Annotated in this window: 20 protein-coding genes and 1 tRNA gene; 6 read left to right on the forward strand and 15 right to left on the reverse strand. The window is 57.3% G+C overall.

Annotated features, from left to right (window positions below):
* The 14 genes from ACI512_RS07025 to ACI512_RS07090 form a co-directional block, all read right to left on the reverse strand.
* Positions 1–210, reverse strand: coding sequence for a hypothetical protein (locus tag ACI512_RS07025; RefSeq protein WP_064054694.1), 210 nt, complete (start codon positions 208–210; stop codon positions 1–3).
* 88 nt (positions 211–298) lie between these two features.
* Positions 299–892, reverse strand: coding sequence for a type III secretion system stator protein SctL (gene sctL / locus ACI512_RS07030; protein ID WP_064054695.1), 594 nt, complete (start codon positions 890–892; stop codon positions 299–301).
* An 11-nt stretch (positions 893–903) separates the two neighbouring features.
* Positions 904–1,320 carry a type III secretion protein gene (locus tag ACI512_RS07035; protein WP_231807460.1) on the reverse strand — a complete coding sequence of 139 codons (417 nt, stop codon included), beginning with the start codon at positions 1,318–1,320 and terminating at the stop codon, positions 904–906.
* Positions 1,321–1,465: 145 nt separating this feature from the next.
* Positions 1,466–2,266 (reverse strand): type III secretion system inner membrane ring lipoprotein SctJ, encoded by an 801-nt coding sequence (gene sctJ, locus ACI512_RS07040; protein WP_064054697.1) that lies wholly within the window; start codon positions 2,264–2,266, stop codon positions 1,466–1,468.
* A 492-nt stretch (positions 2,267–2,758) separates the two neighbouring features.
* Complete coding sequence (locus ACI512_RS07045) at positions 2,759–2,977, reverse strand: hypothetical protein (RefSeq protein ID WP_147469608.1); 219 nt, start codon at positions 2,975–2,977, stop codon at positions 2,759–2,761.
* 284 nt (positions 2,978–3,261) lie between these two features.
* Positions 3,262–4,185 carry a sigma 54-interacting transcriptional regulator gene (locus tag ACI512_RS07050; protein ID WP_064054698.1) on the reverse strand — a complete coding sequence of 308 codons (924 nt, stop codon included), beginning with the start codon at positions 4,183–4,185 and terminating at the stop codon, positions 3,262–3,264.
* 316 nt (positions 4,186–4,501) lie between these two features.
* Complete coding sequence (gene ychF / locus ACI512_RS07055) at positions 4,502–5,602, reverse strand: redox-regulated ATPase YchF (RefSeq protein WP_012722103.1); 1,101 nt, start codon at positions 5,600–5,602, stop codon at positions 4,502–4,504.
* A gap of 21 nt (positions 5,603–5,623) precedes the next feature.
* Positions 5,624–6,208 carry an aminoacyl-tRNA hydrolase gene (gene pth / locus ACI512_RS07060; protein ID WP_003188350.1) on the reverse strand — a complete coding sequence of 195 codons (585 nt, stop codon included), beginning with the start codon at positions 6,206–6,208 and terminating at the stop codon, positions 5,624–5,626.
* A gap of 168 nt (positions 6,209–6,376) precedes the next feature.
* Positions 6,377–6,979, reverse strand: a complete 603-nt coding sequence (locus tag ACI512_RS07065) for a 50S ribosomal protein L25/general stress protein Ctc (protein WP_064054699.1) — start codon at positions 6,977–6,979, stop codon at positions 6,377–6,379.
* 137 nt (positions 6,980–7,116) lie between these two features.
* Complete coding sequence (locus tag ACI512_RS07070) at positions 7,117–8,058, reverse strand: ribose-phosphate pyrophosphokinase (protein ID WP_003208392.1); 942 nt, start codon at positions 8,056–8,058, stop codon at positions 7,117–7,119.
* A gap of 46 nt (positions 8,059–8,104) precedes the next feature.
* Positions 8,105–8,179, reverse strand: a tRNA-Gln gene (locus ACI512_RS07075).
* A 36-nt stretch (positions 8,180–8,215) separates the two neighbouring features.
* The gene (gene ispE / locus ACI512_RS07080; RefSeq protein WP_093542288.1) at positions 8,216–9,067 is read right to left on the reverse strand and encodes a 4-(cytidine 5'-diphospho)-2-C-methyl-D-erythritol kinase; all 852 of its coding nucleotides are present in this window, start codon (positions 9,065–9,067) and stop codon (positions 8,216–8,218) included.
* A gap of 1 nt (position 9,068) precedes the next feature.
* Positions 9,069–9,686, reverse strand: coding sequence for a lipoprotein insertase outer membrane protein LolB (gene lolB, locus ACI512_RS07085; protein ID WP_046034119.1), 618 nt, complete (start codon positions 9,684–9,686; stop codon positions 9,069–9,071).
* Positions 9,687–9,690: 4 nt separating this feature from the next.
* A complete protein-coding gene (locus ACI512_RS07090) occupies positions 9,691–11,415 on the reverse strand; it encodes a tetratricopeptide repeat protein (RefSeq protein WP_064054701.1) in 1,725 nt (574 codons plus the stop codon).
* 182 nt (positions 11,416–11,597) lie between these two features.
* On the opposite strand from ACI512_RS07090, the gene hemA reads away from it, so the two are divergent.
* From hemA to ACI512_RS07120, 6 genes are all read left to right on the forward strand, one after another.
* Positions 11,598–12,887: a glutamyl-tRNA reductase gene (gene hemA, locus ACI512_RS07095; protein ID WP_046034117.1), complete on the forward strand. Its 1,290-nt coding sequence runs from the start codon at positions 11,598–11,600 to the stop codon at positions 12,885–12,887.
* The gene (gene prfA / locus ACI512_RS07100) at positions 12,884–13,966 is read left to right on the forward strand and encodes a peptide chain release factor 1 (RefSeq protein WP_012722110.1); all 1,083 of its coding nucleotides are present in this window, start codon (positions 12,884–12,886) and stop codon (positions 13,964–13,966) included. The genes hemA and prfA overlap by 4 nt, the downstream gene beginning before the upstream one ends.
* Positions 13,967–14,797: a peptide chain release factor N(5)-glutamine methyltransferase gene (prmC, locus tag ACI512_RS07105; RefSeq protein WP_046034116.1), complete on the forward strand. Its 831-nt coding sequence runs from the start codon at positions 13,967–13,969 to the stop codon at positions 14,795–14,797. It begins immediately after the preceding gene.
* The gene (locus ACI512_RS07110) at positions 14,791–15,546 is read left to right on the forward strand and encodes a molybdopterin-synthase adenylyltransferase MoeB (RefSeq protein ID WP_231807457.1); all 756 of its coding nucleotides are present in this window, start codon (positions 14,791–14,793) and stop codon (positions 15,544–15,546) included. Before prmC ends, ACI512_RS07110 begins: the two co-directional genes overlap by 7 nt.
* Positions 15,539–16,333 (forward strand): glutamate racemase, encoded by a 795-nt coding sequence (gene murI, locus ACI512_RS07115; protein ID WP_405121723.1) that lies wholly within the window; start codon positions 15,539–15,541, stop codon positions 16,331–16,333. Before ACI512_RS07110 ends, murI begins: the two co-directional genes overlap by 8 nt.
* A 112-nt stretch (positions 16,334–16,445) precedes the next feature.
* Positions 16,446–16,964, forward strand: a complete 519-nt coding sequence (locus ACI512_RS07120; protein ID WP_043204758.1) for an acyloxyacyl hydrolase — start codon at positions 16,446–16,448, stop codon at positions 16,962–16,964.
* A gap of 75 nt (positions 16,965–17,039) precedes the next feature.
* On the opposite strand, the gene ACI512_RS07125 is transcribed toward ACI512_RS07120, so the two are convergent.
* Positions 17,040–17,345, reverse strand: a complete 306-nt coding sequence (locus ACI512_RS07125) for a YkgJ family cysteine cluster protein (RefSeq protein WP_405121724.1) — start codon at positions 17,343–17,345, stop codon at positions 17,040–17,042.
* Positions 17,346–17,370: the final 25 nt, after the last annotated feature.

Consider the following 17,370-nt stretch of genomic DNA (forward strand, 5'->3'; position numbering starts at 1 on the left):
TTATTGGAAGCTTTCAATAGCTGTTTTTAGAGACAGGTGCTCAATCCGAAGATTCTCAGTGAACAGCGCGTTAGTAACCGTCATTCGTTTTGTTAAATCAAAGAATAGCTCAGCATCCTGAACCTCCCCCATCTGGAAAGCGTCATAGTTTTTGAATGCAGAATCGGCAATTTTCAATGCTTGTTGCGAGAGCGTCTTAGGGACGGTCATGATTATTCCTTTTGGGTTCTATTATTGAGATTTAATTGACCAATCAGGTTTGATCGTTGAACGTGATTAACGCATAAACCACACAGCGTCAGATTTCGATTCGAAACTCTTTTCTGTGTTTGAAAAAAGAGGCGAGCATAGAACTCCAGTTAATATGAAAGTCGCCCTCATCGGTTTTCAATATCAGTGTTTGCGGGAGGATCGTCTCGTCTGCATGAAGTTTCCAAACGGTGATCTGTTCAGACGCAAGGCAGTGTCTTATCTCATCAAAATCTTCAGGGTGGCAGAGTAGGATCGCGCTGATCTCGTGGACTTGGTTCGTTAGCAATTGTTTCAGAAGAGCCGCCAGCCTAGTGGGTGCTGCCGTTTCATCCAGCAGGCATCGAATCGCCTCATTGGTGATCGAACTCGCATATTGCTCGAGCTTGTCGCACATCGCTTGACGGTCGTGCTCCCAACGTTTGAGCTGAGCATCAGCGCGTCGCCAGATTTCCAGTGATGCTTGCTCCTGCAACGCTTCGCATTTTTTTTCCGTCAAACACAGCAGCTCCTCCGCCCGGTCATTTGCGTGCCTCAAGAGCTGCTCTGCCTGCTTCCAATTGGCAAGCTCTTCCCGTGGGATCAGGTTGCGAGGCAACCCGGGCTTGTCTTGGGACAACTCGATGGAAAGTCGGCATAACATCACTGATCTCCTTACCTGTGTGAATCAGGGGCTATGGGGTCACCGGGCAAGGACGTTACGCGCCAGACCACTGCCTGCCAGAGCGTATTCAATCGGCTGCTCGCGTTTTCGAGGCAGACGGCACTATTTTCGACTTCACGCGCTCGTTCACGGGGGAAACGCAATCTAAAGCGCTGCCAGGTTGTGAGATCGAGCCATGCATAGAGCAGGTGCAGCGGATCGGCATCGGGTGACAGCATGGCGGGGGGCAGTGCCTTGGACAGGCGTGTGCACCACTGATGGTGACTGTCGCTCAAAGGGAGAGCCGCCTTAGGATTGAAGGTGTCGTAAACCAGTGTCAGCGCCAAGTCGAGTTGTTCATTTGACGCAAGGGCCAGTTGCAGCACGGTCGCGTCGGGTGTGGGGGGTAAACAGGCGTTCACGCCCATAAAATCGCCGGGCACCCACCGCCTGTTCCGATAAAGCGCGTCAACCGCAGGGTACTGGTCGTCCTTCCAGTCTTCATGGGCGTACTTCCAAGGGAATGCCCACCATTGAGCCCAGGCCAAGTGTTCCCTTGCTGAGTGCTCGTCCCTAGGCATCATGAGCTGGGCCGATGGGTTCGCGGGCTACAGATAACTCTTGTATAAATCGCTGACGCCGCCGGTGCAGGAACAGCGTGGCGAACACCGCCGCCGCCGCCCCGAGCAGAGAAACGATTACGCTGTTTCGCCAAAAACTCAGATCCTCGCCGGGCACCAGGAAAGGGCCGAAATACACCAGGCGTTGCTGTTCCTTATAAGTGGTTGCAGGCACGAATATCACGCTGAGTTTTTGCGGATTATCGATTGCCGCGGCCATACCTGGGATGCTGCTTGCTACCATCCTGCGAACGCGTGCGCGGATGTTATCGGGGTCCAGGCGTGGGTCGTGTTTTATAAATACTGAGGCGGATGCGGGCTGGACCGGCTCACCGGGTGCGATGCGTTCCGGCAGTACTACGTGTACTCGGGCGACGATGACACCATCGATGTTTGACAGCGTGGCCTCGAGTTCTTGGGACAAGGCATAGATGTAGCGCGCCCGTTCTTCTAGCGGCGTGGAGATGACGCCTTCCTTTTTAAAGGTATCGCCCAGCGAGGTCCGGGCTACTCGGGGTAGGCCAGCTGCTTCCAACGTGCGTACGGCACGTCCTATGTCGTTTGCATTGACCGAAACGACGACACCATCTTTGGCCGGGATTTTTTGCGCGCGAATATGTTTATCTGCCAGTTCTGCAATGACCTCATTGGCCTCTTGCTCAGAGAGTTGACGATGAAGTTCGACGCGGTCGCTGCAACCGCTAAGCATAAGTGCAGCAGCTAAAAATAATGCAATAGGAATGAAATTATTCATGATGGCTATTGCAAGTTAGATATTTTATCGATGCCTTGAGTGGTCTTCGCAAGGCATTTTACTAAAAGTTGGGATGTGAGTTGGATATTGGACAGTAGGCTAGGAAATGTCCGGAATCGCTCTATGTCCAACTCTTTATTTGTCGACTTCAGTAAGTTCACCATTCTAGTCTTCGAGGTTTTCAAGGGGGTCATGGCGTCTGTAAGTGCGGGAGATAGATAAGATGCACCAGCAGATGCACTCTTCGTTGATGAGCGTTCGAGCAATGATGTGAAAAAACAGGAGTCTCTACTGCAGGTCGGCTGATCTTGGGGTATGTCGGCAGAGTTGAAGCCTGCATTTTTGTTGGGGGAAACGTATTCTTGTATTTTCATAGAATGCCTATTAAAGGGACGTCTGCAGAAAACTTTGATTAGGCAAGAGGAGTAAAAACTACCGTTTGAGTTGAGATGGTTACCTCTCTGGCGAATGGGCCGGAGAGGTAAATGGCTGTTATTGGAATGCTTTGGCAGCCTGGTTGATACCGGAGATCAGTTTGGCGTCGAGTTGTCTCTTAGTAGTGTAGTCGTTGATGGCTTCACCTTTATCAAAGTTATCCTCTGCACCGGCGACGCCGCCGTTACCTCCAGAAGAGCCAGCCGATGGGGTATTAGCCCCGCCCATACCATAATATGGGGTTCCTGCAGAATAACCGCCACTTGGGATAGTCATGAGAATGCTCCAGCTAAGAATTTATCAAGGGTAATTAATTAGCCGTTGGTCAATGTGGTGGGAAGTTTTTAGGTTCCCTTACAAATTAACCTTGGCAATAGATGTGTGGCACGAAAGGTTGAGGCGTTCCATGTAACTATTAAATTACATGTTTCTAGATGTTTTGACTGTGGGCATATTGGTCGGATGTGCTTTCTAATCCAGCGAGGTCATGAGTGCGCATTGTGTATTTGGGAGGGGCAATTGGTTGTAGGGAAAGTGCGTCTCTGTGAAGTCAATTTTATTTATCTCAATGATATCTCTAGCTGTTTCATCCGGTAATACAGCGTGCGCTTAGGAACTCCCAGCTCTATCGCCACGGTATCGACACAATGCTGGTGCCGGCGCAGCGATTCTTCAATCAACGCTTTTTCAATTTGCTGGAGACGAGCTTTGAGATTTATCTGTGTATCAGCTTGGTCACTCATGGGGTTTGAAAGCGGCGGCAAACCCAATACGAACCGTTTGGCCGTCGAGCGCAGCTCGCGAACATTGCCCTGCCAAGAGTGCCACAGCAATTGTTGCAGCAGTCCTCCGGAAGGAGGGGGGGCAGTACATTTGAACAGCTCGGCTTCCTGACGGATCATTTCCAGGAACAACGGAATGATACGCTCGCGTCGGTTCCGTAGTGCCGGTATCTGGATGTTGACAACATTCAAGCGAAAATACAGATCGCGCCTGAAGGTGCCATGCTCAACCATCTGGTGCAGCGAATGCTGCGCGGACGCGATGACGCGCATGTCCACCGGAATGAACCGAGTCGAGCCCAGGCGTTCCACGCCGCGAGACTCCAGTACACGCAGCAGCTTGGCCTGGAGGCTCAAGGGCATGCTGTCGATCTCATCCAGGTACAATGTGCCCAAATGGGCCGCCTCGACAAAACCTGCGCGTGATTGCATCGCTCCGGTATAGGCGCCGCTATTGACGCCGAACAATTGGCTTTCCGCGAGGCTTTCCGGGATAGCCGCGCAGTTTACGGCGACGAAGTTACCCCGTCGTCCTGATAGATGATGAATTCGCTGTGCCAAGGTGTCCTTGCCGGTACCGGTTTCTCCGAGCAATAAAATGTCAATATTCAGTGTGGCTGTGCAGCTCAACATACTTTCAATATCAGGGCCGTCAATCAGTGAAATCTCCGTTTCATTTTCCATAGGGTCGAGGGCCGACATCGAATGATCACTCCATAATCGCTGTTGCTTCACGGTTAAAAATACAGTGTGCAGGCTCACTTAGTAAATCGAAGTCTATAGGTATTGTCACCTGTTCTTAATGTGGTTAGTTGCCTAGGCTATGTAGGATAAGTTAGATTTGTAATTGGTTTTTATCTGTTTTCATTCAGTGGGTAAATGGATAAATAGGAGAAGTCTGAAAGTGTTTGGTCTTTAGGGGTAAGCCGTTGCTTTATAGGGTTTGTAAACAGACACGCACAAAAAAGCCGATGCACTGCATCGGCTTTTTGTTGATGTCGTAAACCGCTGGTAGCGTTTACACGTTAAAACGGAAGTGCATCACATCGCCATCTTTAACAATGTATTCCTTACCTTCCAAACGCCATTTACCCGCTTCCTTGGCACCGGCTTCACCCTTGAACTGGATAAAGTCGTTGTAGGCGATTACTTCGGCGCGGATAAAGCCCTTTTCGAAGTCGGTGTGGATCACACCGGCGGCCTGTGGCGCAGTAGCGCCGACCTTGACGGTCCAGGCGCGGACTTCTTCGACACCGGCGGTGAAGTAGGTTTGCAGGTGCAGCATCTCGTAACCGGCGCGGATTACACGGTTCAGGCCAGGCTCTGTCAGGCCCAGGGCCTCAAGGAACATGTCCTTTTCTTCGCCGTCATCCAGCTCGGCAATTTCCGCCTCGATCTTGTTGCACACCGGCACCACGATCGCGCCTTCCTCGTCGGCGATGGCCTTGACCACGTCGAGCAATGGGTTGTTCTCAAAGCCGTCTTCAGCGACGTTGGCGATGTACATGACTGGTTTGGTGGTCAGCAGATGGAAGCCTTTGATCACCGCTTTTTCATCGGTATTCATGCTTTTCATCAGGCTGCGTGCTGGTTTGCCCAAGGTGAAGTGAGCGATCAACTGCTCCAGCAGGCCTTTCTGGACTACTGCGTCCTTGTCGCCGCCCTTGGCGTTACGCGCGACTTTTTGCAGTTGCTTTTCGCAGCTGTCGAGGTCGGCGAAGATCAGTTCGAGGTCGATGATCTCGATGTCGCGTTTCGGGTCGACGCTGTTGGAGACGTGAATCACGTTTTCGTCTTCAAAGCAGCGGACCACGTGGGCGATCGCATCGGTTTCACGGATGTTGGCCAGGAACTTGTTGCCCAGGCCTTCACCTTTCGACGCGCCGGCTACCAGGCCCGCGATGTCGACGAATTCCATGGTGGTCGGCAGGATACGCTTGGGATTGACGATAGCCGCCAGTTCCTGCAGGCGCGGGTCCGGCATGGCCACGATGCCGCTGTTGGGCTCGATGGTGCAGAAGGGGAAGTTCTCCGCTGCAATACCGGACTTGGTCAGGGCGTTGAACAGGGTGGATTTGCCGACGTTGGGCAGGCCGACGATGCCGCAATTGAATCCCATGGTGTTTCCCCTCGGTAAGAGTCAGGCCTTCTGGCTGTGCAGGTTTTTCATCGCGCGGTTCCATTCACCGGCGAAGATATCCGGCAGCACGCCGAGAGCAAAATCGATGCTGGCATCGAGTTTTTCCTGTTCGGCGCGTGGCGCACGACCCAGGACGAAATTTGAAACCATACTGGCAACGCCTGGGTGGCCAATGCCGAGCCGCAGACGGTAGAAATTATTCTGATTACCCAGCTGCGCGATGATGTCGCGCAGGCCATTGTGCCCGCCATGCCCGCCGCCCAGCTTGAGCTTGGCTACACCGGGTGGCAGGTCCAGTTCGTCATGGGCCACCAGGATCTCTTCGGGTTTGATCCGGAAGAAGCCCGCAAGCGCTGCGACAGCCTGGCCGCTGCGGTTCATGTAGGTGGTGGGAATCAGCAGACGAACGTCCTGACCTTGATGCGAGAAGCGTCCGGTCAGGCCAAAATACTTGCGATCGGCCACCAGGTTTATACCCTGGGCGTGGGCGATGCGCTCAACAAAAAGGGCCCCCGCGTTATGCCGGGTCTGTTCGTATTCGGCGCCTGGATTTCCCAGGCCAACGATCAGTTTAATGGCAGTCACGACAGGGGCCCTTCCTTTGGAGTTGTGGATAACATCGCCGCAACCTGCGTGCGGCGAAAGTGGACGACATTACATCATTTACTCAAGAGTAAACGCCGCGTTATCGCCCGCTTTCTCGCTACGTTCCGGTCCGCGATGTTTCCTCAAGCTCCGACGTCACAGAGAGTATTACTCTGCAGCGGTTTCGCCTTCTTCATCTTCAGCTACAACACGTGGCGCGTGGACGTTGGCAACAGCCTTGTCGTCGTTGTGAGCCAGTGCAACGAACTCAACGCCTTTAGGGGCCTTGAGGTCGGACAAGTGAATGATGGTGCCGATTTCAGCGGCCGACAGGTCGACTTCGATGAACTCAGGCAGATCTTTCGGCAGGCAGGTTACTTCCAGCTCGGTAACAGTGTGGGAAACAATGCCGCCTTTCTTGACCGGAGCGTCTTCACCAACAAAGTGCACAGGCACGATAGCGGTCAGTTTCTGGCCAGCAACAACGCGAACGAAGTCAGCGTGCATGATGAACTGCTTGGACGGGTGACGCTGCATCGCTTTAACGATGACGTTCTGCTTGGTGCCGTCGACGTTCAGTTCGATAACGTGGCTGTAGGCAGCTTCGTTTTCGAACAGCTTGGCGATTTCCTTGGACAGGATGGTCACGGATTCAGCAGGCTTGTTACCACCGTATACAACGGCTGGGATGTTGGCGGCGTGACGCAGGCGGCGGCTCGCACCTTTCCCCAGGTCAGTACGCGCTTGGGCGTTCAGAGTAAAGTCATTCATGTTGTATCTCCAAAATAGCCATCATCGAGCGGCGTTTGCGACCAGCGCCAGACTCGACATGGGCAAAAAAGCCCCGCCCCAACAACATGTCGGGGCGGGGCGCTTTTCGTCAGTGAGATGGACCGCAGGTTTGACCCTTAACGGAACATCGCGCTGATCGATTCTTCATTGCTGATGCGGCGAACCGCCTCGGCAACAACCGGTGCGATATCCAATTGGCGGATACGCGAACAGGCTTGAGCAGCAGCGGACAACGGGATGGTGTTGGTCACCACCAATTCGTCCAGCATGGAATTTTCGATGTTCTCGATCGCTCGGCCAGACAACACAGGGTGTGTGCAGTAGGCGAAGACTTTAGCGGCACCGTGCTCTTTCAAGGCTTTCGCCGCGTGGCACAGGGTGCCGGCGGTGTCGACCATGTCATCAACCAGAATACAGGTACGCCCTTCGACATCACCGATGATATGCATCACTTCAGAGTGATTGGCTTTCTCGCGGCGTTTGTCGATGATCCCGAGGTCCACGCCCAAGGATTTGGCAACGGCCCGTGCACGCACGACGCCACCAATGTCCGGGGACACGATCATCAGGTTTTCAAAGCGCTGGTCTTCGATGTCATCCACCAATACGGGGGAGCCGTAGATGTTATCTACCGGAATATCGAAGAACCCCTGGATTTGGTCAGCGTGCAGGTCAACCGTGAGAACACGGTCGATGCCTACCACGGTCAGCATGTCAGCAACGACTTTCGCGCTGATAGCCACACGTGCGGAGCGCGGACGGCGATCCTGACGGGCATAACCAAAGTAAGGGATTACAGCTGTGATTCGAGTCGCTGAGGAGCGGCGGAAGGCATCAGCCATCACGACGAGTTCCATCAGGTTATCGTTGGTCGGAGCGCAAGTCGGCTGAATAATGAAAACGTCTTTACCGCGAACGTTTTCATTGATCTCGGCTGTAATTTCGCCGTCGGAAAATTTACCGACAGAGATGTCACCGAGAGGGATATGCAGCTGACGTACGACACGTCGAGCCAGATCGGGGTTGGCGTTCCCCGTAAAGACCATCATCTTGGACACGCGCAGTACCTAGAGGCTGAGGGTAACCTGGATGAGTATAGGAAAATGGCAGGGGCGGCTGGATTCGAACCAACGCATGGCAGGATCAAAACCTGCTGCCTTACCGCTTGGCGACGCCCCTGTATCTGTTGCAACGAGTGCCTAACACTCGGTTCCTTTAGAGCAGACTTTGCAGCTTGCGATGCAACATCGAAACGTTGCTTCCCTTTGCTACAAACCCTGTAAGGGTCTCTGTAAGAAGGGCCGAGACTTTATCAGCTTCAGCTTTGCTTGGGAAGCCCCCAAACACACAACTTCCAGTTCCGGTTAATTTTGCTTCGGTAAATTTACCTAACAAATTCAAAGCGTTACGTACCTCTGGATAACGCCTTGCTACAACCGGTAAGCAGTCATTTCGACTGTTTCCCTTGGGAACGGGGCGCACTTTAATGGGAGGAGAGTTACGTGTCAACAGCGGATCTGAAAAAATTTCTGCTGTACTTACAGATACTTGCGGAACAAGCACGACATACCACGGCTCTTCGGGGTATTCCGGGGTGAGTTTTTCGCCCACGCCCTCGGCGAAAGCGGCGTGCCCACGCACGAAAACCGGGACGTCGGCGCCCAGCGTCAGGCCCAGCGCAGCCAGGCGATCATCGTCCCAGCCCAGGCGCCACAAGTGGTTCAGGCCCAGCAAAGTCGTCGCGGCATTCGAGCTGCCGCCACCGATACCGCCGCCCATGGGCAGGATTTTATCGATCCAGATATCGATGCCAAGCGGGCAACCGGATTGCGCCTGAAGTTTTTTCGCCGCCTTCACAATCAGGTTGCTGTCGTGAGGGACGCCTTCGAATTCGGTATGCAGCTGGATCACGCCATCGTCGCGCACGGCGAAGGTCAGCTCATCGCCGTAGTCGAGAAATTGAAACAGCGTCTGCAGTTCGTGATAGCCGTCTTCACGGCGACCCAGAATGTGCAGCATCAGGTTGAGTTTGGCCGGGGAGGGCAGGGTCAATGTTTGTACGGACACGTTATTGCCCCAGTTTGCGCGGTTGCCAGTCCTTGATCACCAGCGTGACATCAAGGTCGGGGCCGTGCAGCTTGATGCGCTCGGGCAGCCAATAACCGCTTTGTTCCACATAGCTCAAATACTCGACCTGCCAGCCATCCTGTTCCAGCGTCGCCAGGCGGCTATCGCCGTTCAGGCTCAGGCGACTCTTGCTGTCCGGTGCGGGCAAGCCGCGTACCCACCAGACCAGATGAGACACCGGCAGCTTCCAGCCAATCTGTTGTTCAAGCAATTCTTCCGGCGAGGTGGCTTCATAGCGACCCTGGTTGGCCACTTCAAGGCTGACGTGTCCCGGTCGACCGGTCAGGCGCGCCGCGCCACGGCCCAGGGGACCCGACAGGCGAATATCGTAGTAGTCCTGGCGTTGCAGCCAGAACAAGGTACCGCTGCCGGAGTCCTTGGGGGCGCGGACGCCGACTTTGCCTTCAATCTGCCAGCCATCAATGCTGCTGAGCTGGTCCTTGTGTTGCTGCCATTGCGCCGGGTTGCCCTGGCCTTCGACGGATTCACGGGAACCGAAGCCTGCGCAACCGGCGAGCAGGGCAATGAAGCTGAAAACGATAACGTGGCGCAAGAACATAAGCTTAAAGGGTCTCGGATCCGGTCAGGCGCTTGATGGTGCCGCGCAGGATAGGGCTTTCGGGTTGTTCCTTGAGGAATTTTTCCCAGATTTGGCGTGCTTCGCGCTGCTTGCCATTGGCCCACAGCACTTCACCCAAGTGGGCGGCGACTTCCTGGTCGGGAAAGCGCTCCAGTGCCAGGCGCAGCAGGCGTTCAGCTTCGTCCAGGTTGCCCAGGCGGTAATTCACCCAGCCCAGGCTATCGAGTACGGCAGGGTCTTCCGGGTTGAGCTTGTGGGCTTGTTCGATCAGCACCTTGGCTTCGGCGTAGCGCGTCGTGCGGTCAGACAAGGTGTAGCCCAGGGCGTTGAGGGCCATGGCATTGTCCGGGTCGCGCTTGATGATCAGGCGCAGGTCTTTTTCCATCTGCGCCAGGTCATTGCGTTTTTCGGCCTGCATGGCGCGGGTGTACAGCAGGTTCAAATCGTCAGGGAACTGCAGCAAGGCTTGTTGCAGCAGTTTCCAGGCACGCTCGCCCTGTTTGTTGGCCGACAAGGTCTCGGCCTGGATCAGGTACAGCTGGATCGCGTAGTCAGGTTCGGCATCCCGCGCAGCGGCCAGGCGTTTTTCCGCCTCGTCGGTACGGCCGTTGCTCATCAGGATATCGGCCTGGCGCAATTGGGCCGGCAGGTAGTCGTTGCCGGGGCCGACTTGTGCGTATTCGAGCAGCGCAGCTTGTGGATCGTTGCGTTCTTCAGCGATGCGGCCAAGGTTCAAGTGGGCCGAGTCCACATGGCTTTCGCGCTGGATCAGCTCTTCCAGATACCCCTTGGCCTCGTCCCAGGCCTTGGCTTCCAGGCATACCAGTGCCAGGGAATAACGCAACTCGTCGTCGTCCGGGTATTGCTGGACCAGGTTGGCGAACTGCACTTTGGCGTCCTCCATGCGGTCCTGCTCCACCAGCATGCGGGCGTAAGTCAGGCGCAGGCGCTTGTCGTCCGGATACTTCTTGATATTTTTTTCCAGCAGAGGAATCGCTTCCTTGCCGCGATTGAGGTTCTGCAGCAGGCGTGCGCGCAGCAGGATCGGGGCGATTTCGCCTTCTTCCGGCGGGTTCTGCTCGAGCAGCTTCAGGGCTGCGTCGGCTTCGTCGTCCTGTTGCAGCAGCAGTGCCTTGCCGAACACCAGTTGGCTGTTCTTCGGATGTTTTTGCAGCAGGCGGTCGAAACTCTTCATCAGGCCATTGCGCGTGTCCTGGTCGGTGTCGGCAGCCGACAGCGCGAGGAAGTCGAAATGGGTGTCGCCCTTGCCCTGCAGGACTTTCTCCATATAGACCATGGAGTCGTCATAGCGCCCGGCGCGCGCCAGCTGAATCGCTGCCGCCCGTTGTGCTTCCAGATCGTCCGGAGCGTTTTTCGCCCAGATCAGCGACGTGTCCAGCGCAGCCTGGTCGGCGCCCAGGTATTCGGCGATGCGGAAGGCCCGCTCGGAAATGCCCGGATCCTGGGTGTTGATGGCCTGGGTCACGTAGTTATCCAGCGCAATGTCGAAGCGATTGCGTTGGCCGGCCAGCTCCGCGGTCAGCAGGCTGTACACCGTTTCTTCACTGAACGAGGAATAAACCTTGGGCTTTTCAGGGGCGGGGGTGCTGTCTTCCACCGGCGGGGTACCGTCCGGCGACACGGGTGCCATGGCCTGGCAGCCGCTGAGGAAGACAAAAGCAAGGAGCAACGCGGAGGATCTATTCATATAGGAAGAGGACGACTAACCTGCGGTCGGATCATCATGACACAAGCCTTCGGCCAAACATAACCGAGTCTCAATGGGTGCCTTTATAGGCACAAGGCATTAGGACAATAGACGACGGTGGTTGTTCTGAATCTTTCGAAGTAGGACAATTGTCGGCTTCCCGACATCATCAGCGATATTGAATGGCCTTCCTCGCACTCGGTATTAACCACAAGACTGCCTCCGTAGACGTGCGCGAGCGCGTGGCGTTTACGCCAGAGCAGTTGGTTGAGGCCCTGCAGCAGCTCTGCCGGCTCACCGACAGTCGCGAAGCAGCGATCCTTTCGACCTGCAATCGCAGTGAGCTTTATATAGAACAGGAACATCTTTCAGCGGATGTGGTGCTGCGCTGGCTGGCCGATTATCACCATTTGGACCTCGATGACCTGCGCGCCAGCGCTTATGTGCACGAAGACGATGCGGCAGTTCGTCACATGATGCGCGTGGCGTCCGGTCTCGATTCGCTGGTGTTGGGCGAGCCGCAGATCCTTGGCCAGATGAAGTCCGCCTACGCCGTGGCGCGTGAGGCCGGCACCGTCGGCCCGCTGCTGGGTCGCCTGTTCCAGGCCACGTTCAACTCCGCCAAGCAGGTGCGTACCGACACCGCCATCGGCGAAAACCCGGTGTCCGTAGCGTTCGCTGCGGTCAGCCTGGCCAAACAGATTTTCAGTGACTTGCAACGTAGCCAGGCCCTGCTCATCGGCGCCGGCGAGACCATCACCCTGGTCGCCCGCCACCTGCATGACCTGGGGGTGAAGCGCATCGTGGTGGCCAACCGTACCCTGGAGCGTGCCAGCATCCTCGCCGAGCAGTTCGGCGCACATGCCGTGCTGCTGGCAGATATCCCGGCCGAATTGGTGCGCAGCGATATTGTGATCAGCTCCACCGCCAGCCAGTTGCCGATTCTTGGCAAAGGCGCGGTCGAAAGCGCGTTGAAGCTGCGCAAGCACAAACCCATCTTTATGGTGGATATTGCCGTTCCCCGCGATATCGAGCCCGAAGTCGGCGAGTTGGACGACGTTTACCTCTATAGCGTCGACGATTTGCACGAAGTGGTCGCCGAAAACCTCAAGAGCCGCCAGGGTGCAGCCCAGGCCGCTGAAGAAATGGTCAGCGCCGGCGCAGACGACTTCATGGTGCGCCTGCGTGAGTTGGCCGCAGTGGACGTGCTCAAGGCGTATCGTCAGCAAGGCGAGCGCCTGCGCGACGAGGAGCTGCTCAAGGCCCAGCGCTTGCTCGCCAACGGCAGCAGCGCTGAAGACGTGCTGATGCAACTGGCCCGAGGCCTTACCAACAAGTTGCTCCACGCGCCCAGCGTACAATTAAAAAAGCTTACCGCCGAAGGCCGCCTCGATGCGCTGGCCATGGCCCAGGAACTCTTTGCCCTCGGTGAGGGCGCGTCAGATAGCTCTTCGGATAAAAAACTGCAATGAAAGCGTCACTGCTCAATAAACTGGACGTGCTCCAGGACCGTTTCGAAGAACTGACCGCGCTGCTCGGCGATGGTGAGGTCATCTCCGATCAGGCCAAGTTCCGTGCGTATTCGAAGGAATACGCCGAAGTTGAGCCGATTGTGGCGACCTACAAGCACCTGACCAAAGTGCAGGCCGACCTTGAAGGTGCCCAGGCACTGCTCAAGGACAGCGACCCGGACATGCGCGAAATGGCCGTGGAAGAAGTCCGCGAAGCCAAGGAAAAGCTGGCCGAGCTGGAAGGCGACCTGCAGCGCATGCTGCTGCCCAAGGACCCGAATGACGGGCGCAACGTGTTCCTCGAAATCCGTGCCGGCACCGGCGGCGACGAGGCAGCGATTTTCTCCGGCGACCTGTTCCGCATGTATTCGCGGTATGCCGAGCGTCGCGGCTGGCGTGTCGAGATCCTGTCCGAGAACGAAGGCGAGCACGGCGGCTATAAAGAGGTTATCGCGCGGGTCGAAGGCGACAACGTCTACGGCAAGCTCAAGTTCGAGTCCGGCGCGCACCGCGTGCAACGGGTTCCGGCGACCGAGTCCCAAGGCCGAATCCACACCTCGGCGTGCACCGTCGCGGTGTTGCCCGAGCCGGACGAACAGGAAGCGATCGAGATCAACCCGGCCGACTTGCGTGTCGACACTTACCGCTCGTCGGGCGCTGGCGGTCAGCACGTTAACAAGACCGACTCGGCGATCCGTATCACCCACTTGCCGTCGGGCATTGTGGTGGAGTGTCAGGAAGAACGTTCCCAGCACAAGAACCGTGCGCGGGCCATGTCCTGGCTGTCGGCCAAGCTCAACGACCAACAGACCAGCGCCGCCGCCAATGCAATTGCCAGCGAGCGCAAGTTGCTGGTGGGCTCGGGCGACCGCTCCGAGCGCATCCGTACCTATAACTTTGCCCAGGGCCGGGTCACCGACCACCGGGTCAACCTCACGCTTTATTCCCTGGACGAGATCCTCGCCGGTGGCGTGGACGCGGTGATCGAACCGTTGCTTGCCGAATATCAAGCGGATCAGTTGGCGGCGATAGGTGAATAAATGACCATTATTGCCAGCCTGCTGCGCGCCGCCGACCTGCCCGACTCGCCTACCGCGCGCCTGGATGCCGAGTTGTTGTTGGCGGCGGCGTTGGGTAAATCCCGCAGCTACCTGCACACCTGGCCCGAGAAAATCGTCAGCAGCGAAGACGCGCTGACGTTCGCCGGCTACCTGCAGCGCCGTCGCGGCGGCGAGCCGGTCGCCTATATCCTCGGCCAGCAGGGCTTCTGGAAGCTGGACCTGGAGGTCGCGCCGCATACGCTGATCCCGCGTCCGGACACCGAACTGCTGGTGGAAGCGGCCTTGGAATTGTTGCCGGCCACGCCCGCCAAGGTCCTCGACCTGGGCACCGGCAGCGGTGCCATCGCCTTGGCCCTGGCCAGTGAACGGCCAGCCTGGCAGGTCACCGCCGTCGACCGTGTGCTGGAGGCCGTGGCCCTGGCCGAACGCAATCGCCAGCGCCTGCACCTTAATAACGCGACGGTGCTGAACAGCCATTGGTTCAGCGCGCTGCCAGGTCATACCTATGACCTGATCATCAGCAACCCGCCGTACATCGCCGCCAACGATCCGCACCTGGTGGCGGGCGACGTGCGTTTTGAGCCGGCCAGCGCACTGGTGGCCGGTCATGATGGTTTGGACGACTTGCGCCTGATCATCAAAGAAGCCCCCGCTCACCTGAATGCCGGCGGACGACTGCTGCTGGAGCATGGTTACGACCAAGCCCCGGCCGTGCGCGACCTGCTATTGAGTGAAGGCTTTGAAGAGGTACACAGCCGCATCGACCTCGGCGGTCACGAGCGCATTACCCTGGGGCGTCGCCCGTGCTGACCGACCAGGAGCTGTTGCGCTATAGCCGACAGATTCTGTTGCAGCATGTCGACATCGACGGCCAATTGCGCCTGAAAAATGCCCGTGCGTTGATCGTCGGCCTCGGTGGCCTGGGTGCGCCGGTTGCGTTGTACTTGGCGGCGGCCGGTGTGGGCGAGTTGCATCTGGCGGACTTCGACACGGTCGACCTGACCAACCTGCAGCGCCAGATCATCCATGACACCGACAGCGTCGGGCAGGCCAAGGTCGACTCGGCCCTGCGTCGCCTGACCGCCATCAACCCGGAAATCACACTGGTCGCTCATCGCACCGCGCTGGATGCCTATTCCCTGGCCGCCGCGGTAGAAGCGGTGGACGTGGTGCTCGATTGCAGCGACAACTTTTCCACCCGTGAAGCGGTGAATGCCGCCTGCGTCGCCGCTGGCAAGCCGTTGATCAGCGGCGCGGCGATTCGCCTTGAAGGGCAGTTGTCGGTGTTCGACCCGCGCCGCGCCGAAAGCCCTTGCTACCACTGTTTATACGGGCACGGCAGCGATACCGAACTGACCTGCAGCGAAGCCGGCGTGGTGGGCCCGCTGGTAGGGCTGGTCGGTAGCCTGCAAGCGTTGGAGGCCCTGAAACTGCTGGTCGGTTTCGGCGAACCCTTGGTCGGCCGCTTGTTGCTCATCGATGCCTTGACCACGCGGTTTCGCGAGTTGCGCGTCAAGCGTGACCCCGGTTGCAGTGTGTGCGGGACGCAACATGGTTAAGGACGCGCCAATCGGTGTGTTCGATTCCGGTGTCGGCGGGTTGACCGTGCTGGACGAAATCCAGCAGCTTTTGCCCCATGAATCGCTGCTGTACGTGGCCGATTGCGGGCACATCCCCTACGGCGAGAAAAGCCCGGCGTTTATTCTCGAGCGTTCGCGGCGGGTGGCGGCGTTTTTCCGGGAGCAAGGCGCCAAGGCCTTTGTGATTGCCTGTAATACCGCCACCGTCGCCGCGGTCGCCGACCTGCGGCTGGATTTCCCCGATTGGCCGCTGGTGGGCATGGAGCCTGCCGTCAAACCTGCCGCCGCGGCCACTCGCAGTGGTGTGGTCGGGGTGCTTGCCACCACCGGTACGCTGCAAAGCGCCAAGTTCGCCGCCTTGCTCGACCGTTTCGCTACCGACGTGAAGGTCGTCACCCAGCCGTGCCCTGGCCTGGTCGAGCTGATTGAAAGCGGTGACTTGAACAGCCCGGCCCTGCGCCCGTTGTTACAGCGGTACATCGAGCCGCTGCTCAGCGCCGGTTGCGACACCATCATCCTCGGCTGCACCCACTATCCCTTCCTCAAGCCGCTCCTCGCGCAGATGCTGCCCTCTAGCATCATCCTCATCGACACCGGCGCCGCCGTGGCCCGTCAGCTCAAGCGTCTGCTCGGCGAGCGCGACCTGCTGGCCGTTGGCAGCCCTGAACCTGCACAGTTCTGGACCAGCGGCGATGTGTATCACCTAAGAAATATCCTACCGACACTATGGAAATATCCGGGCGTTGTGCGAAGCTTTGCTGCGTGAAAATTTCGTGAAATTCCGGCGTTAATCACTGGAACTTCCGACTACACGCCAGCTTCTATAGCGAGATAGCCTGTAAAAAACCATATAACTTCGTTCGGAAAGGATGTTTCTTATGAAGCGCTTGTTCTGTTTGGCTGCGATTGCGGCCGTTGTAGTGGGGCACTCTGTTTCGGCACAGGCCGCTGGCCTGGAATTGGGGGTGGGGAGCACGAGCGATTCGACCATGACCTATCGGCTGGGGCTGACATCGGACTGGGATAAAAGCTGGTGGCAGAGCGATACCGGTCGATTGACCGGCTACTGGAGCGGCGCCTACACCTATTGGGACGGTGACAAGCGTGCCAGCGCCAGCAGCCTGTCGTTCTCGCCGGTATTTGTGTACGAATTTGCCGGCGAATCGGTGAAGCCTTACATCGAAGCCGGGATCGGGGTGGCGGTGTTCTCGCGCACCAAGCTGGAAGACAACAACATCGGCCAGGCTTTCCAGTTCGAAGACCGCCTGGGCTTCGGCCTGCGCTTTGCCGGCGGGCATGAAGTGGGCATCCGTGCCACGCATTACTCCAATGCGGGAATCAGCAGCAATAACGACGGGGTAGAGAGCTACTCGTTGCACTACACCTTGCCGCTGTAACCCTTCAGGACACTGAAAAAACCATGTGGGAGGGGGCAAGCCCCCTCCCACAGTTGATTGCCACAATCTTCAGCATCAGCGGTAGGCGGTAGCGATACCCTGTCGCTCGTCCAGGCACTCGGGCGCGCCCATCTCGAACTCCCGGCAAATCAGCGGACGTCGCTCGTAGATCGTGCACATCATCGTGTCCCGATCCAGCGCCGCGCACCAGCCGTCGTCCAGGCGCAGCATCACTTCTCCGCCCCAATCATCGGTGTCGATATAGCGCTCCGGTACGCCCGTATCGGTGATCAGCATGACTTCCAGCTGACAGCAGCAGGCCGCACACGTCGAGCAAGTGACGACGGGTTCGGTGATTTGGGTATGCGGGATGTTGGTCATAGGCGCGCAGTGTAAGGCAAGCGGG

It is taken from the genome of Pseudomonas petroselini, from assembly GCF_045037875.1.
Lineage (GTDB): Bacteria > Pseudomonadota > Gammaproteobacteria > Pseudomonadales > Pseudomonadaceae > Aquipseudomonas > Aquipseudomonas petroselini.

Bases quoted from the DNA above. Each gene is read 5' to 3' on its own strand.
- ACI512_RS07025 (WP_064054694.1), bottom strand. From the start codon at position 210: ATGACCGTCCCTAAGACGCTCTCGCAACAAGCATTGAAAATTGCCGAT.
- sctL (WP_064054695.1), bottom strand. From the start codon at position 892: ATGTTATGCCGACTTTCCATCGAGTTGTCCCAAGACAAGCCCGGGTTG.
- ACI512_RS07035 (WP_231807460.1), bottom strand. From the start codon at position 1,320: ATGGGCGTGAACGCCTGTTTACCCCCCACACCCGACGCGACCGTGCTG.
- sctJ (WP_064054697.1), bottom strand. From the start codon at position 2,266: ATGAATAATTTCATTCCTATTGCATTATTTTTAGCTGCTGCACTTATG.
- ACI512_RS07045 (WP_147469608.1), bottom strand. From the start codon at position 2,977: ATGACTATCCCAAGTGGCGGTTATTCTGCAGGAACCCCATATTATGGT.
- ACI512_RS07050 (WP_064054698.1), bottom strand. From the start codon at position 4,185: ATGTCGGCCCTCGACCCTATGGAAAATGAAACGGAGATTTCACTGATT.
- ychF (WP_012722103.1), bottom strand. From the start codon at position 5,602: ATGGGATTCAATTGCGGCATCGTCGGCCTGCCCAACGTCGGCAAATCC.
- ACI512_RS07065 (WP_064054699.1), bottom strand. From the start codon at position 6,979: ATGAATGACTTTACTCTGAACGCCCAAGCGCGTACTGACCTGGGGAAA.
- lolB (WP_046034119.1), bottom strand. From the start codon at position 9,686: ATGTTCTTGCGCCACGTTATCGTTTTCAGCTTCATTGCCCTGCTCGCC.
- ACI512_RS07090 (WP_064054701.1), bottom strand. From the start codon at position 11,415: ATGAATAGATCCTCCGCGTTGCTCCTTGCTTTTGTCTTCCTCAGCGGC.
- hemA (WP_046034117.1), top strand. From the start codon at position 11,598: ATGGCCTTCCTCGCACTCGGTATTAACCACAAGACTGCCTCCGTAGAC.
- prfA (WP_012722110.1), top strand. From the start codon at position 12,884: ATGAAAGCGTCACTGCTCAATAAACTGGACGTGCTCCAGGACCGTTTC.
- prmC (WP_046034116.1), top strand. From the start codon at position 13,967: ATGACCATTATTGCCAGCCTGCTGCGCGCCGCCGACCTGCCCGACTCG.
- murI (WP_405121723.1), top strand. From the start codon at position 15,539: ATGGTTAAGGACGCGCCAATCGGTGTGTTCGATTCCGGTGTCGGCGGG.
- ACI512_RS07120 (WP_043204758.1), top strand. From the start codon at position 16,446: ATGAAGCGCTTGTTCTGTTTGGCTGCGATTGCGGCCGTTGTAGTGGGG.
- ACI512_RS07125 (WP_405121724.1), bottom strand. From the start codon at position 17,345: ATGACCAACATCCCGCATACCCAAATCACCGAACCCGTCGTCACTTGC.